The sequence below is a fragment of the Kitasatospora sp. NPDC085879 genome (genome assembly GCF_040686255.1).
Lineage (GTDB): Bacteria > Actinomycetota > Actinomycetes > Streptomycetales > Streptomycetaceae > Kitasatospora.
This window is the reverse complement of sequence record NZ_JBFBJZ010000016.1, coordinates 21,593-36,249: the sequence shown is the minus strand read 5'-3', so window position 1 is coordinate 36,249 and position 14,657 is coordinate 21,593. Positions and strand designations below refer to the sequence as shown.

Sequence of the window (14,657 nt, the reverse complement as noted above, 5' to 3'; positions counted from 1 at the left end):
GACGCCCGATTAGGCCTGATTCATCATCAACTGCGCACGGGGCGCGCGAGCCGCACGCCCGCCGTCTCCAACCAGCCGCGCAGCGGTGCGTCCTTGCCGAGTTCGACGGCCTGGCCGACCACGGCCACGAGGTCGGCCCGCCGCACCCCGCCCATCAGCAGGACGGGGCCGTCCAGCCAGTCCAGGCCGGGGACGGCGGCGCCCGCGTCCACCACCGCGCAGCAGACCATCGCGGTGAGGTGGTCCGCGAGCAGGTCGCGCGCGTTGCGGCCGAGACCGGCGGGGCCGCAGCGGGCGGCCAGGGCGGCGGCAAGTGCGTCACCGCCTTCGGCGGCGAGCCGGGCGAGCACCTGCGCGAGCGGCGGCCCCTCCCGGCGGCCGGAGCCGGCGCCGTCGAGGGCGGCCTGCAGCACGGCGGCCTTCTCGCGCCAGCCGCGGGCGGCGACCTCGACCGGGTAGGCCTCCCAGTCGAGCGGCTGCCAGCCGTTGGACGGCACCTGGTGGAGCAGCTCGGCGGCGAGCAGCGAGACGGCGGTGTCCACCCGGCCCGGCTCCTCCAGCAGGTCGCAGGCGGGCCGGTCGCCGAGCCGCGTCTCGTAGCCGTCGGCGAGCCGGTCGCGGCGGGCCAGCTCGGTGAGCGCGGCGACCACGCCCGCGTTGAGGTGCTCCGGGTGGCGGCCGAGCCGCCAGGCGGGCAGCGCGACCCGGGTGAGCAGGCGGTCCCAGCCCGCGTAGGCGAGGCCGACCTGCTCCTGCGCAGCGATCCGCATGCCGTAGTCGACCGCCCTGGCCTGGTGCGAGGCCCAGGCGGCGGCCGAGCGCTCCAGCTCCGCGGAGTGGTCGCGGCAGGCGCCGAGCAGGGCGCGGTTGATCCGGTCGATCACGGCGGCCGGCCCGCGGTGCGGCTCGCCGAGCGCCGCGTCCAGGCTGCGGACGAAGCGGCGGGCGGCGGCGATGTCGGTGTCGGCGGCGACGGCCGTGCCGGCCACCACGGGGGCCAGCAGGGCCCGCAGCTCACCGGCCCGCATCCACCACAGGAAGGGCGAGCCGATCACCAGCACGGGCGCCGGGTGCGGGGCGCCCCGGCGGTGCGGGCCGGGCGGCTCCTCCAGCCAGCTGTCGCAGTCCGGGGTCAGCGCGATCCCGGAGGGCGCCGGCACCTCCAGGCGCTCCGCGAGGTCGGCCAGCAGCCGGTAGAGCTCCGGAGCCTCCTCGGGGCGGACCGGGACCGCCGGGGTGACCGGCGGCACGGCCGTGCGGTGCGAGCGGCGGACCAGCCAGCCCGTCACCAGGGCCAGGACGGCGACGGCGGCCACCGCCCAGCGGACGGCGTCCCACGGCCCGGCGTCGGGCGAGCCCGGCGCGCCGATCCGGCCGGTGAAGCGGCCCGCCAGCAGCACGACGGCCAGGGCGGCGGGGAGAACGGTGGCAGCCAGGGCCCAGCCACGGATTCGCAGCACGGCCTGGGCATGCGCGCGTGCGGCGTCGACAGCGGCCATTCGGCGCGGCACCCCCTTCGGAGCGGTCGGACGCCGGTCGGCCTTGGTCGAAAGGACCGGCGGCCAGGACGTCCGAGCGACTCGAAATGATCAGTATCCGACCGGGACACGGCGGCAGCCGCCCCCGGTTGTGCATCCTGCATGGCTCTTCTGACAGTTTTGACGCCCTCGTACAGGTGGGTGTTCCGGATCGCACCGCTTTCCACTCGTCCTGGTGACGGCACGGACAATCCGGACGCCCCCAGCATCCCCCCGGGAGCGTCGCCCCACCCGGTGGCGGCCGCGGTGGCGGCACCGCGGGCGGGCGCGATTCAGCGCACCCTACGACCGGAGCCCCGGTTGCGTCAGCCGGATGCCCGAGGAGTCACCCGAAGGGCTGGATTCCCGGCCTCGGGGAACCTCCCACGCGCCGGCGCGGGGCCCGGGAAACGGCCGAGGGCGCTGCGCCCATGGGGGTGTCCCCCGCGGAGGCAGCGCCCTCGGCGCCGTCGGACGGCGTGCGCTACTGCGCGGCCTTCAACGCGATGTCGGTGCGGTGGTGCGCGCCCTTGAGCGAGATCCGCGCGATGCCGCGGTAGGCGCGCTCGCGCGCCTCGGCGATGTCGGCGCCGGTCGCGGTGACCGACAGCACGCGGCCGCCGGCGCTGAGCACCTCGCCGCTCTCCCCCGTGCGGGTGCCCGCGTGCAGCACGTAGGTGTGCTCGTCGGCGACCTCGTCCAGGCCCTCGATCGGGTCGCCGGTGCGCGGCGCGGCCGGGTAGCCCTCGGAGGCCAGCACCACGGTCACGGCGGCGCCCTCGTCCCAGCGCAGCGGCTCCAGGCCGCCGAGGGTGCCGTCGGCGGCGGCCAGCAGCACGCCGGCCAGCGGGGTGCGCAGCCGGGCCAGCACGACCTGGGTCTCGGGGTCGCCGAAGCGGGCGTTGAACTCGATCACCCGGGTGCCGCGCGAGGTCAGCGCCAGACCGGCGTAGAGCAGGCCGGAGAAGGGGGTGCCGCGGCGGCGGAGCTCGTCCACGGTCGGCTGGAGGACGGTGGCGAGCACGTCGTCGACCAGGCCCTCGGGCGCCCAGGGCAGCGGGGAGTAGGCGCCCATGCCGCCGGTGTTGGGGCCCTCGTCGCCGTCCAGGGCGCGCTTGAAGTCCTGCGCGGGGACGAGCGGCAGCACGGTGGTGCCGTCGGTGATCGCGAAGAGCGAGACCTCGGGGCCGTCCAGGTACTCCTCGATCACCACGCGCTCGCAGGCCGCGGCGTGGGCCAGCGCGGCCTCGCGGTCGGAGGTGACCACGACGCCCTTGCCGGCGGCCAGGCCGTCGTCCTTGACCACGTAGGGGGCGCCGAAGGCGTCCAGCGCGGCGGCCGCCTCGTCGGCGGTGGTGCAGACGTAGGAACGGGCGGTCGGCACGCCGGCGGCGGCCATCACGTCCTTGGCGAAGGCCTTGGAGCCCTCCAGCTGCGCCGCCTCGGCGGACGGGCCGAAGACGGGGATGCCGGCCGCGCGCAGCGGGTCGGCGACGCCGGCCACCAGCGGGGCCTCCGGGCCCACCACCACCAGGTCGGCGGCGAGCTCGCGGGCCAGGGCGGTGACGGCCGCGCCGTCCAGCTGGTCGACCGGGTGCACCGCGGCGACCTGCGCGATCCCGGCGTTGCCCGGGGCGCAGTGCAGCTCGGTGACAGCGGGATCGAGGGACAGTGAGCGGCACAGGGCGTGTTCGCGGGCGCCGCCGCCGATTACGAGGACCTTCACGCTTGGCAAGGGTAGTCGGTGGCCGGTTCCGCCCTCCCGCCGCCCGTGGCGAAACCTCCAATGGTGCCGCTTTTCGGCGCATCCGATCTGGAGGATCGTCCAATCCGAGGTGGTCCGGTGCGACGCCAAGGGGCCGCGGTCATGTCCGGAGGCGCTCCGGGCCTCGCTCGGAAGAGTGAAATCTCGCCGCCCGACGAAACCCTCTCACCTCGGCTTCCGGACCCGAATTCAAATAACGATCACAGCCGAAGCGCCCCCACGGTAAGCCATTTGGGGGTAAGAAGTGCTGATGGACGAGAACCGGCGAACTGCCGGAGCACGGCACCATGGGCGGCTCACACCCCCCGCGCACGGAGCCATGTCAGACGATGCGTCGGTTCGACACACCGTCAGCCTGGTGTCCAGCCAGGACTGCACTGTCACCCGCCACAGGGAGCCCCACAGGTGAGCCAGCCGGAAATGCAACCCGAGGAGAGCCCCTGGGGCAAGGACGTCGGCGAGGAGGACCAGCCCCCGGTGGCCGCGGCCGGCCGCACACCGACGCGCCACCGCACCGATCTGAGCGCCCGTCAGTTCCCGCTGGGTGACTGGGGCGAGCCGGCCGAGCGGCTCGAGGAGCTCTACCGCTGGTCCGAGGAGCGGGCCGTGGAGGCGATCGACTGGTACCGCAAGGACCGTGTCTGGAAGCGCCGTTGGGCCCGACTGCTGCGCTTCTGCGCCGCGGTCACCGGGGTGGCCGGGGTGAGCGCCCCGCTGGTCGGGCTGACCGGCGCGCTGGAGAGCTCGGCCGGCTGGGGCTACGTCGGCCTGGCGCTGTCCGCGGCCTGTCTGCTGACCGACCGCGCCTTCGGCCTCACCTCCGGCTGGATGCGGGACGTCTCCACCGCGCAGGCGCTGCAACGGCGGCTGGAGGCCTTCCAGTTCGACTGGGCCTCGGAGTGCGTCCGCGAGGTGCTCGGGCCCACCGAGGGCACCGCGGGCGAGGCCGCCGAGCGGTGCCTGGGCGTGCTGCGGCGGTTCTGCGAGGACGTCTCCGACATGGTCCGCACCGAGACCTCGGAGTGGATGCTGGAGTTCCGCGCCTCGATGACCCAGCTGCCCACCCAGTCGCCCGGCGTCTGGGGCGGCCGCTCCGAGGGCGGGATCGGCGCCCAGGTGCGGGTACTGCCGCCGCCCGGCAACCGGCCCACCATGCCGCGCCAGCGCCCGCCGGAGGGCCCGCTGCGCTGACCGCGCACCGCGAACGCAGGGCGGGCCCCACGGGCCCGCCCTCAGTTGTCCCCCGGGGCGGACCCTCAGGCGAAGACGATCATCGAGCCCTGGGTGACACTGCGGGTGGCCGCCGCGTAGAGGCCGGCCCAGGCGTGGCGCTCCCGCGCGAACGGGTGGTGGGCCTCGTCCAGCGGCGGGGCGAAGGGCTGCTCCAGCCCGGTCGGCGAGAGCGGCCGGGTCGGCGACGGCGGTTCGAGCACATCGATGCCCAACACCGGCGCCACCGCCTGCAGTTCGCGCAGCAGCCCGTAGGAGGAGCCGAGCGGGCCGCCGGTCGCCAGCAGCGCGTCGTCCACCAGCGGGACGGGGAACTCCACCGGCACGTAGGCCCCGGCATGGTCGAAGTGCCAGACCAGGTGCGACTGTTCGGCGGTGGACTCGAACATCTCCAGCAGCTGCTCGTAGTCGCCGCCGAGCGCGTCCACCGGGGTGATCTGGAAGCCGGTCACGCCCAACAGGTAGGCGCGGCGCAGGAAGTGGAGCGAGTCGTAGTCGAAGGCGGCTATCGGCTCGACCTCACCGGTGATGCCCGGCGCGTAGCCGTGCACCGGCACCTCGGGCAGCCCGTGGCCGGCCAGCACCGCGTTGTAGCGGACGAGGTCGTCCCGGAAGGGGTTCTCGGGGCTGTAGGTGAGGACGTCCACGAGCGGGACGAGCCAGAGGTCGCAGGCCATGAGCCGGCTCATCCTCTCCGGGGTTCGGGACGGGCGGGCGCCGCCGACGGTGGTCGGGGAACGAGCGCCACCCTACCGGTGCCCGCGGGAGCGGCGGGCCGAGGACGGCGGGCGCGGGCTCAGGACGGGGAGGTCCGGTCCGGCACCGGCCCGGTCGGCCGCACCGGGCGTCCGAACCGCCCCGGCGGGACGGCGCGCGGCAGCGGCACCCGGGTGGCCTCGTCCGGCGCCGCGGTCCGGGCGGCCGGCGGCGGGCCGTCCGCCGCGGCGGCCGCGAGCGGGGCGCGCAGCAGTGCCAGGACCGGCACCGACTCGACGTCCTCCCCCGCCAGCCGGGCCAGCAGCTCCACCGTGAACAGGTTGTAGTCGTTGACCACCCGGTGCGCGCCGGCCAGGTCGCGGGCCTCGATCCGGTCGACCAGGTCGCCGTGCCGGTCCCAGCAGGTCCCGCCGAGGTCGGCGACCTGCCGCAGGTACGGGGCTGCGAACATCCAGGACTGCACCCGCAGCCAGCCGAGGTAGTCGGCGATCCGGGCGTTCCCGAGCAGCGCCGCGGCCTCCTGCCAGAACCGCAGGTCGCAGCCGACCAGCACGTCGAGCTGGCCCTGCCGGGAGGCGCGGGCCGCAGCGTCGGCCCGGCGGCGCAGTGAGGGCATCCGGGACCAGTCGTAGCCGCCGGAGCCGCTGGCCGGGTGGGCGGTGAGGCGGCGCAGCGCGCTGTCGGTGAGCAGGGTGCGCGCCTCGAAGATCTCCAGGAAGTCCCGCCAGGTGAAGGCGGGCACGGTGAAGCCGCGGTGGTGCTCGGTACGGAGCAGGCCCTGGGCGGCGAGGTCGACCATCGCCTCGCGGGCCGGGGTCGCGGACACGCCGTAGAGCTCGGCGATCTCCTTGACGGTGAAGTTCCGGCCGGCCGCCAGGCGGCCGGCCATCATCTCCTCGCGCAGCGCGTCGGCGATCTGCTCGCGCAGGCTGTTGCGCTGGATCGGGGGACGGGCGGCACCGGTGCCGTACATGCGGGCCACCCCTCCTCGGCTGGTGTCACGGGGCCAGCGCGGAAGGCGATGGCGGCTCATCTTCTCAAAGACGACCCCGTGGTGCACAAGTCCCCCATCACGCCCATATCCGGACAGCCCGCGTCGGCGGGCGGTCCGGCCCGGACTCGCGGCACGGCAGGACCGCGGGGCGGGCCCGCGGGGACGGTCGGGTCAGCGCTGGACGGGGGCGGGAATGCCGAGCAGCCGGTCCCGGTGCACCGGGAAGTCGGCGCGGGCCTTGCCCACCTCGGCCGGGTCGAACTCCACGGTGAGGACCTCCTCGTCCTCGCCGGCCTCGCCGAGGACCCGGCCCCACGGGTCCACCACCAGGCTGTGCCCGGCCTGCGGGACGCCGCCGTGGGTGCCCGCGGTGTTGCAGGCCAGCACGAAGGCCTGCTCCTCGACGGCGCGGGCACGGGCCAGCAGGGTCCAGTGCTCGCGGCGGCGCGCCGGCCAGGCGGCCGGCACCACCAGCAGTTCGGCGCCGTCGTCCAGCAGCGCCCGGAACAGCTCGGGGAAGCGCAGGTCGTAGCAGGTGGCGAGACCGAGCCGGCCCAGATCGGTGGCGGCGGTGACGATCTCCTGGCCCGCGCCCATCACGACCGCCTCGCCGCTGTCGAAGCCGAAGCGGTGGATCTTGCGGTAGGTGTGGGTGAGGCTGCCGTCCGGCGCGAACAACAGCGAGGTGTTGTAGATCGGACCGTCCGGATCGCGTTCGACGATCGAACCGGCGTGCAGCCACACCCGGGCGGCCCTGGCGGCTGCCGACATCGTCTCCGCGGTGGGCCCGTCCAACGGTTCCGCCCCGGTCGACCACGCCTCGTAGGCGAAGCCGCCGAGCGGCCACAACTCGGGAAGCACCACGAGATCGGCCGCCTCCTGGGCCCTGACCAGCGCCGCAGCGCGGGACCGCCGCTCGGCGGGCGGCTCGGCGTCGGAGACCGCGAGTTGGATCAATGAAGCGCGCACAGTACCACCGTCCACGGCAAGAGTCCTACGATCATCACCCGAAAGCGCTGCCCTGCTGTGACCCGACAGCGTAACGTGCGGGTAGCACTTGCGCCCCCAGGTCCCGGCGGCAGGCGGCGGCGCGTGTTGGAAGCTGACGGAGGGCCGGAGATTCCCGTGACGGACAACCAGACCGTGCAGGCTTACACCGACGCGTGGACGCAGTCCATCGAGTCCGTGACCGAGCTGCTGGCCCCGCTGCCGACCGACTCGTGGAACCGGCCCACCGAGTGCCCCGGCTGGTCGGTCCGCGACGTCGTCTCGCACATCATCGCCGTCGAGTCCGAGCTGCTCGGCGATCCCCGGCCGATCCACGCCCTCCCCCGCGACCTGCGACACGTCACCACCGAGTTCGCCCGGTACGTCGAGCTGCCGGTCGACAAGCGCCGCTGCCACACCCCGGTGGAGATCACCAGCGAGCTGGAGTACACCGTCATCCGCCGCTCGCGCGCACTGCGCAACGCCCGCCAGCAGCCGGACGACCTGGTCCGCTGGCCGGCCGGCCCGCTCGCCCGGGACATCAGCTACGCCGAGCTGCTGCGCAACCGCGCCTTCGACGTGTGGGTGCACGAGCAAGACCTGCGGCGCGCCCTCCGCGTCCCCGGCAACCTGAACTCCCCCGGCGCCGAGGTCACCCGCGACTACCTGGTCCAGGGCCTGCCCAAGGTGGTCGCCCGCCTCGCCGGCGCCCCGGCCGGCTGCACGGTGGTCTTCGACGTCAGCGGCCCGCTGGAGTTCCTGCGCACCGTCCGGGTGGACGCCTCCGGCCGCGGCAGCGTGGACACCTCCGTCGGCCTGGCCCCGGACGTCCAGTTCCACCTCGACTGGGAGACCTACCTCCGGCTCGCGTGCGGCCGCGTCCGCCCGGAGATCGCCGCCCAATCCGTCCGCGTCGACGGAGACACCGAGCTGGCCGCCCGCATCCTCGCCCACTTCGCACTGACTCCCTGACCCCGTCCCGGGAGCACCACGCGCGCGCCGCCGTACCCCCGCACGACGCCCGCCGACCGCCAGATCACCCGTTCGGCCTCGTGAGGGGCTCGAAGAGCGTCTACCTGCCCGCAGTCAGTGCCCGGCCTTCCGGCGGAGCCGGAAGATCATGAAGGTGCCGAGCGCCAGCGGCACGTACTGCCAGCAGAAGGCCCAGCGGTAGGCCTCGGCGGAGTGGGTGCCGCCGGTGTCGGCGAGGGCGTCGAGCAGGACGCCGATGCCGAACAGGGTGACGACGGCGCCGACGAAGCCGCCCATGTTGGCGATGCCGGAGGCGGTGCCGAGCCGCTCGGCCGGGTTGTGCGAGCGGGCGTAGTCGAGGCCGACCAGCGAGGCGGGGCCGTTGCTGCCCATGACGGCGATCAGGACGACCAGCAGCCAGAGCGGCGGGCGGCCGCCGGGCCAGCCGAGGGTGGCGGTCCAGCAGAGCGCGGTCGCGGTGATCACCGCGAGGGTGAGCGGCATCCGGCTGCGCGGGTTGCGGGAGACCGCCCGGCCGAAGACCAGCGCGAAGACCATGTTGCTGACCACCAGCAGGGTGAGCAGTCCGCCGGCCGCGGTGCGGCTCATGCCCTGTCCCTCGACCAGGTAGGGCATGCCCCAGAGCAGGCCGAAGGCGGCGGCGGGGAAGGCGGTGGTGAAGTGCACCCAGAGGCCGAGCCGGGTGCCGGGTTCGGCCCAGGCGTCCCGGATCTGCCGGCGGACGGGAACGGGGACGGCGGGAGCAGCGGTGCTGCTGCGACGGGTCCGCCGGTCGTGGCCGGGCCCCTCCCGCAGGACGAGCCCGACGAGCGCGAAGATCCCGACGCCCGCCAGTGAGATGGCCCCGAAGGTGGCCGTCCAGCCCTGCTCGTGCAGGGCGCGGGCGAGGACGACGGTGGTGACGAGGTTGCCGCCGACCCCGACCAGGCCGGTGAGCTGGGCGATCAGCGGGTTCCTGGCGGCCGGGAACCAGTGCGCCGCGATCCGGAGCACGCTGATGAAGGTCATGGCGTCGCCGCAGCCGAGCACGGCCCGGGAGGCGAGGGCCGGGCCGAAGGAGATGGCGAAGGCGAAGGCGAGCTGGCCGGTGCTCATCAGCAGGACGCCCAGCAGCAGTACCCGTCGTGCGCCCTGGCGGTCCACCAGCAGCCCGACCGGGATCTGCATGGCGGCGTACACCAGCACCTGCAGGATGGCGAAGGTGGAGAGGGCGGAGGCGCCGATGCCGAAGCGGGCGGCGGCGTCCAGGCCTGCGACGCCGAGGCTGGTGCGGTGGACCACCGCGAGGACGTAGACCGAGGCGCCGACCGCCCAGGCCGCCCAGGCGGCGCGGCCGCCCGGCGGGACGGGCCGGGCGAGGGACGGCGTCGGGACGGCGGGAGACGGGGGACGGGTGGTGCCGACAGGGTCCGCGCTCATGGCCCCTGAGCCTAGTCATCCCATGACCGGATCAATCCGGCAGGGTACGAACCGGATGGCTCCCCGGACGTCCGCGGACCGTCCTGTCCGGTCGGGGCCACGGGGCTGCCCGCTCAGCCGGCCAGCGTCCAGCTCACGGTGCGGGTCATGAAGCGATCCCGGAAGGCCTCGTCCCGCACCCAGTCGGTGGTGTCGCGGACGGTCGCGGTGACGGTGGCCCGGGCGCCGGGCGCGAGGTTGAGGCCGGCGGTGTCGAGCCAGGTGCCGCCGGGGGCCGCGACGGGGCGCCCGTTGACCGTCCACTCGACGGCGAGTTGGCGCGGGCCGTCCAGCGGCACGGCGCTCACCTGGAGCCGCGGCCGTCCGGAGACCACCCCGGGCGTGGGCGAGGCGCCGTCCAGCGGTTTCACCCGGCGGTAGATCTGCTCGACGATCGCCTCGCGCGAGGGCAGGTTGTACTGGCCGCCCAGGGTGCGCATCACGGAGTCGGCGGTGGGCCGGTAGAGGCCGTTGGCGCTGCGGTAGGCGCCGACCACGCCGCCGCCGTCCGGTGAGACGGCGCCGAGCCAGCGCCACCACTTGGTGTGGCTCCGCAGCATCTCGTCCGCGTCGACCGCCGAGAGGTTGGCGTAGTCGGGGTCGTCGGGGGCGCTGTCGTACTCGTCGCCGAGGTCGCCGACGGTGTGCCCGATCTCGTGCTGGATGATCCGGCCCGCGTCGGGGCTGCCGCCGGAGAGGGTGGTCACGCCGGTGCCGCCCGCGCCGCCGTACTCCTCGGAGTTGGCGAGCGCTATCAGGTACTGGGGTCCGGCGTCCTCGCCGGCGTAGCGGGCGGTCGCGGACTCGTCCGCACAGAGCAGCCGGGCGGTGCCCTCGCACCAGAAGTGCATGCCGAGCGGGGTGCCGGCGGGCCGTCCGTCGTCGCCCTCGGCTATGCCGGAGACCGGGGAGACGACCTCGACCCGCCGTATGTTGAAGAAGTTCTGGTAGGTGCGGAACGGCTCGATCTCCATCAGCGCCCGCCAGGCCCGGTCGGCCTCCTCGCGGAAGAGCGGCTGCTGGGCGGCGGTGTAGCCGTCGCCGAGCAGGACGAGGGTGATCCGGTTGGCGGGGTCGCCGGACCGGCGGATGTCCACGCTGGGGGCGGCGCCGGGTGCCCGGAGGTCGATCCGGTTCGGGGTGGGCGGCGCTCCCCGGTCGGTGAGCGGGCCGACGGGCGGCCCTATCACCGCGGAGGGTGCGGGTGCCGCGACTTCGAGCGCTGCGGGCAGCACGGCGGCCGACATCAGCACGAGAGCGGCCAGACTCCGGACGATCCGGCCAGGGTTGCCAGGCGGCATGCGGGTGCGTCCTCCGGGCTCCGGTCACCCGGCGGGGGCCCGGGTGGTGGTCGCACAGACGTACCCGTGACGACACGCCCGGCCGACCGGACGCACCCGAAGTTCGCCGGACCGGCCCAATGCCCTCTCGGCGTGTCGGCTCGCTTCCGGCCTCCCGGCCGCCCCGCGATCAGCCGCCGCGCAGGGCGGTGAGCGGATCGGTCCGGGCCGCCCGGACTGCCGGGTAGAGCCCGGCGAGCAGCCCGACCGCGGAGCCGATCAGCGGCGCCGGCAGGGTCGCCCAGGGCTGCAGCACGGCCGTCCAGTCGCGGGCGGCGGCCACCGCGAGGACGGTGAGCACACCCAGGCAGGTACCGATCAGGCCGCCGAGGGTGCCGAGCGCGGTCGACTCGGTGAGGAACTGCGCCGCGATGTGCCGGGTACGGGCGCCCAGCGAGCGCCGCAGGCCGATCTCGGGAGTGCGTTCGAGGACGGCGACGAGGGTGGTGTTGGCGATCCCGACGGCGCCCACCACCAGGCAGATCGCGGCCAGTGCCAGGAAGAGGCCGGTGAGGTCGGAGGTGACGCGGTCGCGCAGGCCGTGCGGGTCCGGCGGCGCGTTGACGGTCAGCAGGTCCGGGGCGTCCGGGCGCAGCGCGACGGCCAGTTGCCCGGCGACCACGTCGGCGGCGCCGGCCCGGGTGGCGGCGAGCAGGTGCGCCGCCTCGTCGCCGCCGGTGCCGGGGTTGCCGAAGCGCTCCAGCGCCGTGGAGCCGGGGACGATCACTCCGAGCAGGGTGTCCGGCAGCCGCTCGACCTGGTCGTAGACGCCGATCACGGTGTACGGCAGTCCCTGGATGAAGATCGCGGGCTGGGCGTCCAGTCGGGTCACCCCGAGTCTGGTCGCGGCCGTCCGGCTGAGCAGCACCACCGGCAGGGCCGCGCTCTGGGCGTACGGGTCGAGGGTGACCCCGGCGGCCAGGGTCGGGTGCATCGCGGCGACGGCGCCGGGGGTGGCGGCGAACAGGGCCAGCCCCTGGACGCCGGGGCCCGCCGCGGGGGCGGCGGAGATCCGCAGGTCGTCCGAGGGGATCCGCCACCACAGGCCGGCCGCGGTGACACCGTCGATCCGGCCGGCCCGGGCGTCGGAGTCGGCGGGAAAGCCGGTCGGCGGGTTGGCGCCGGGCGGGACGCCGTCCGTCACCGGGTGGTCGGTGGCGGTGACGGTGGTCGCCCGGGCCAGGTCGAACCGGGCACCGATCTGGCCGGAGGCGGTGGCGGTCAGGCCGAGAACGGCGACGAACGCGCCGATGCCGAGGACGGTGCCGAGCGTGGTGAGCGCCGAGCGTCCGGGGCGCTGCAGGACGCCGGCCACCGCCTCGGAGAGCAGGTCGCGCGCGCCCAGCTGGGAGGGCGGGCCGACCGGCCCGGTGCCGGCCATCAGACGGCCGCCGGTTCGGTCAGCCGGCCGTCCGCGATCCGGACGACCCGGCGGGCCCGGGCGGCCACCGCGGCATCGTGGGTGATCATCAGCAGGGTGTAGCCCTCGTCGTTGAGCCGCTCGAACTGCTCCAGCACGGCATCGGCGCTCGCGGAGTCCAGGTTGCCGGTGGGCTCGTCGCAGAGCAGCAGGTCGGGCCGGTTGACCAGGGCGCGGGCGATCGCGACCCGCTGCCGCTCGCCGCCGGACAGGGTGGTGGGCAGTGCCTCCGTCCGGTGGCCGAGGCCGACCCGCCGCAGCGCCTCCACGGCGGCGGCCCGGCGCTGCTCGCGGGGGGTGCGGTTGTAGACCTGGGCGAGCTGCACGTTCTCCTCGGCGGTGCGGTGCGGCAGCAGGTGGAAGGACTGGAAGACGAAGCCGATCCGGCGGCCGCGCAGGGTGGAGCGGTCCCGGTCGGAGAGCCGGCCGGTGTCGATGCCGTCCAGCGTGTAGCGGCCGGTGGTCGGGGTGTCGAGCAGGCCCATCAGGTGCAGCAGGGTGGACTTGCCGGAGCCGGACGGGCCGGTCACGGCGACGAACTCGCCGCGCCGGACCGCCAGGTCGCAGGGGTGCAGCGCGGTGACCGGCGGCGGGCCCGCGAAGCTGCGGCCCACCCCGTCGAGCCGGATGACCTCGTTCACCGGCCGACCACCACCTGGTCGCCCGGCTGCAGCTGCGCGGCCTGCACGGGAGTGACGGCCACGTACCCGTCGGCGTTCGCCCCGGTGGTCACCGGCACGGTCACCCTCCGGCCCCCCGAGCCGATCCGGGTGACCGCCGTCCGCCCGGTGGCGTCGGTGTACACGGCGGCGACCGGGACGCACAGCACCGGCTGGGCGGTGGCACTGCGCTGCACGGTGATGCGGACGTTCTGGCCGCTCAGCGCGGCGGGCAGCGCCTCGGCGGGGGTGATCCGCAGCGGCACGTACGCGGCCGCGGGCGGGGCGGCCGGCGCCGCGTTCGCCGGGGGCGCGGCCGCCCCGCCGGAGCCCGCGCCGGTGCCGGCCGGGGCCACGGCACCACCGATCGAGACCACCCGGCCGGCCGGCGCCACGGTGGTCCGTGGGCCGAGTTCGGCGACCTTGCCCTGCAGCACCGTGCCGGTCGCCTCGGAGAGGATCTCCACCGCCATGCCCGCGGTGATCCCCGGCGCCTGACCGGGAGTGAGCTGACCGGTGACCACCAGGTCCCCGCTGGTCAGCGAGAGCAGCGGTCCGGCGACCGGGGAGCCGACGGCCGCGTTGACGGCGGTGACGGCGGCCGGCAGCACGGGCAGGAACACCACTTCGCCGGCCGGTACCACCGGCCCGTCGGCCGCCTCGGCCTTGGCCAGGGCCCCCCGGTCGTCGGCCAGCCGCCGCTCTGCCTGGTCGAGCTGCGCGGCCAGGTCCGACGGCGCCGCCTCCGGCGGGGCGGAGAGCGCGGACGGTGCGGCGGCGGTGGAAGAGGGGCCGGCGGAGGGGGCGGCGGCGGTGCTCTGCCGGGCCGTGGCGGCTCCGGAGTTCTGGGCGGACTTCAGCTCGTCGACCGTGCGCTGGTCGGCCTCCACGGCGCGCTTCGCGGCGTCCACGGTCTGCTCGGCGGCGGCGCCCGCGGTCCGTGCCGGGTGGCCGAGCCCGCGGTAGAAGTCGGTGACGGCCTGCGCGGTGCCCGGCCCGTACTCGCCCTCGGCGTCCGGGCCCCGGCCGTGACCGAGTTCGGCCAGCGCGGCCTGCAGCTGGGCGACGTCCGGGCCGCTCGCGCCCGGCTTGAGGTCCCGGTAGGCCGGCACCGCCCCCTTGAGGACGAACAGCGGCCGGCCGGAGACCTCGGCCATCAGCTGCCCGTTGGCGACCGCGTCGCCCGCCTTGACGGCCAACGCGGAGACGTACAGCTGGGTGATCTCCGGCGAGGAGGAGGCCGGCGTGACGTCGTACCGGGTCGGCGGATAGACCTGGCCGCGGGTGACGGTGGAACGGGTCAGCACCTTCATCTCCGCCTCGGCCGTCAGCAGGGTGCCGGGCGGCGGGGCGGTGTCGGCGGCCCGCTCGGCGGGCGACCTGACGAGGCCGGCCGCGCCCAAGCCGCCGCAGGCGACCAGCGCCGCGGAGGCGGCGACCGCCACCAGGGCCCGGCGCCGCCGCACCATGCGCGAACGGCCGGGGCCGGCCGCCTCGGGTTCGGGCTCGGGCTCGGGTTCCTCCCCGTCGAATTCCCGGTCGGGTTCCCGAATCAGATCGCTCAATGCCATGTCACC

At 75.4% G+C, this 14,657-nt stretch carries 12 protein-coding genes; 2 read left to right on the top strand and 10 right to left on the bottom strand.

Annotated features, from left to right (window positions below):
- Positions 1-26: 26 nt before the first annotated feature.
- Entirely contained in the window at positions 27-1,499 is a 1,473-nt protein-coding gene (locus AB0P35_RS14845; protein WP_363510607.1) for a hypothetical protein, read from the bottom strand.
- 502 nt (positions 1,500-2,001) lie between these two features.
- The gene (gene purD / locus AB0P35_RS14840) at positions 2,002-3,243 is read right to left on the bottom strand and encodes a phosphoribosylamine--glycine ligase (protein ID WP_363510604.1); all 1,242 of its coding nucleotides are present in this window, start codon (positions 3,241-3,243) and stop codon (positions 2,002-2,004) included.
- A gap of 444 nt (positions 3,244-3,687) precedes the next feature.
- Here purD and AB0P35_RS14835 point away from each other — a divergent pair, with 444 nt between their 5' ends.
- Positions 3,688-4,473, top strand: coding sequence for an SLATT domain-containing protein (locus AB0P35_RS14835; RefSeq protein WP_363510602.1), 786 nt, complete (start codon positions 3,688-3,690; stop codon positions 4,471-4,473).
- A 65-nt stretch (positions 4,474-4,538) separates the two neighbouring features.
- Here the strand turns inward: AB0P35_RS14835 and AB0P35_RS14830 are convergent, their stop codons facing one another.
- The 3 genes from AB0P35_RS14830 to AB0P35_RS14820 form a co-directional block, all read right to left on the bottom strand.
- Entirely contained in the window at positions 4,539-5,189 is a 651-nt protein-coding gene (locus tag AB0P35_RS14830) for a hypothetical protein (protein ID WP_363510600.1), read from the bottom strand.
- A 119-nt stretch (positions 5,190-5,308) separates the two neighbouring features.
- Positions 5,309-6,202 carry a GntR family transcriptional regulator gene (locus AB0P35_RS14825; RefSeq protein ID WP_363510597.1) on the bottom strand — a complete coding sequence of 298 codons (894 nt, stop codon included), beginning with the start codon at positions 6,200-6,202 and terminating at the stop codon, positions 5,309-5,311.
- A gap of 192 nt (positions 6,203-6,394) precedes the next feature.
- Positions 6,395-7,192, bottom strand: coding sequence for a carbon-nitrogen family hydrolase (locus AB0P35_RS14820; protein ID WP_095873895.1), 798 nt, complete (start codon positions 7,190-7,192; stop codon positions 6,395-6,397).
- A 156-nt stretch (positions 7,193-7,348) separates the two neighbouring features.
- Between AB0P35_RS14820 and AB0P35_RS14815 the strand changes: the two genes are divergently transcribed.
- Positions 7,349-8,182 (top strand): maleylpyruvate isomerase family mycothiol-dependent enzyme, encoded by an 834-nt coding sequence (locus tag AB0P35_RS14815; RefSeq protein WP_095873894.1) that lies wholly within the window; start codon positions 7,349-7,351, stop codon positions 8,180-8,182.
- A gap of 114 nt (positions 8,183-8,296) precedes the next feature.
- Here the strand turns inward: AB0P35_RS14815 and AB0P35_RS14810 are convergent, their stop codons facing one another.
- The 5 genes from AB0P35_RS14810 to AB0P35_RS14790 all read right to left on the bottom strand — a co-directional run bounded on the left by AB0P35_RS14810 (position 8,297) and on the right by AB0P35_RS14790 (position 14,645).
- Positions 8,297-9,622: an MFS transporter gene (locus AB0P35_RS14810; protein ID WP_363510593.1), complete on the bottom strand. Its 1,326-nt coding sequence runs from the start codon at positions 9,620-9,622 to the stop codon at positions 8,297-8,299.
- Between the two features lie 113 nt (positions 9,623-9,735).
- Positions 9,736-10,962 carry a M64 family metallopeptidase gene (locus tag AB0P35_RS14805; protein ID WP_363510590.1) on the bottom strand — a complete coding sequence of 409 codons (1,227 nt, stop codon included), beginning with the start codon at positions 10,960-10,962 and terminating at the stop codon, positions 9,736-9,738.
- A 169-nt stretch (positions 10,963-11,131) separates the two neighbouring features.
- Positions 11,132-12,382, bottom strand: a complete 1,251-nt coding sequence (locus tag AB0P35_RS14800; protein ID WP_363510587.1) for an ABC transporter permease — start codon at positions 12,380-12,382, stop codon at positions 11,132-11,134.
- Complete coding sequence (locus AB0P35_RS14795; RefSeq protein WP_363510584.1) at positions 12,382-13,062, bottom strand: ABC transporter ATP-binding protein; 681 nt, start codon at positions 13,060-13,062, stop codon at positions 12,382-12,384. The genes AB0P35_RS14800 and AB0P35_RS14795 overlap by 1 nt, the downstream gene beginning before the upstream one ends.
- A complete protein-coding gene (locus tag AB0P35_RS14790) occupies positions 13,059-14,645 on the bottom strand; it encodes a peptidoglycan-binding protein (protein WP_363510581.1) in 1,587 nt (528 codons plus the stop codon). The genes AB0P35_RS14795 and AB0P35_RS14790 overlap by 4 nt, the downstream gene beginning before the upstream one ends.
- Positions 14,646-14,657 lie beyond the last annotated feature (12 nt).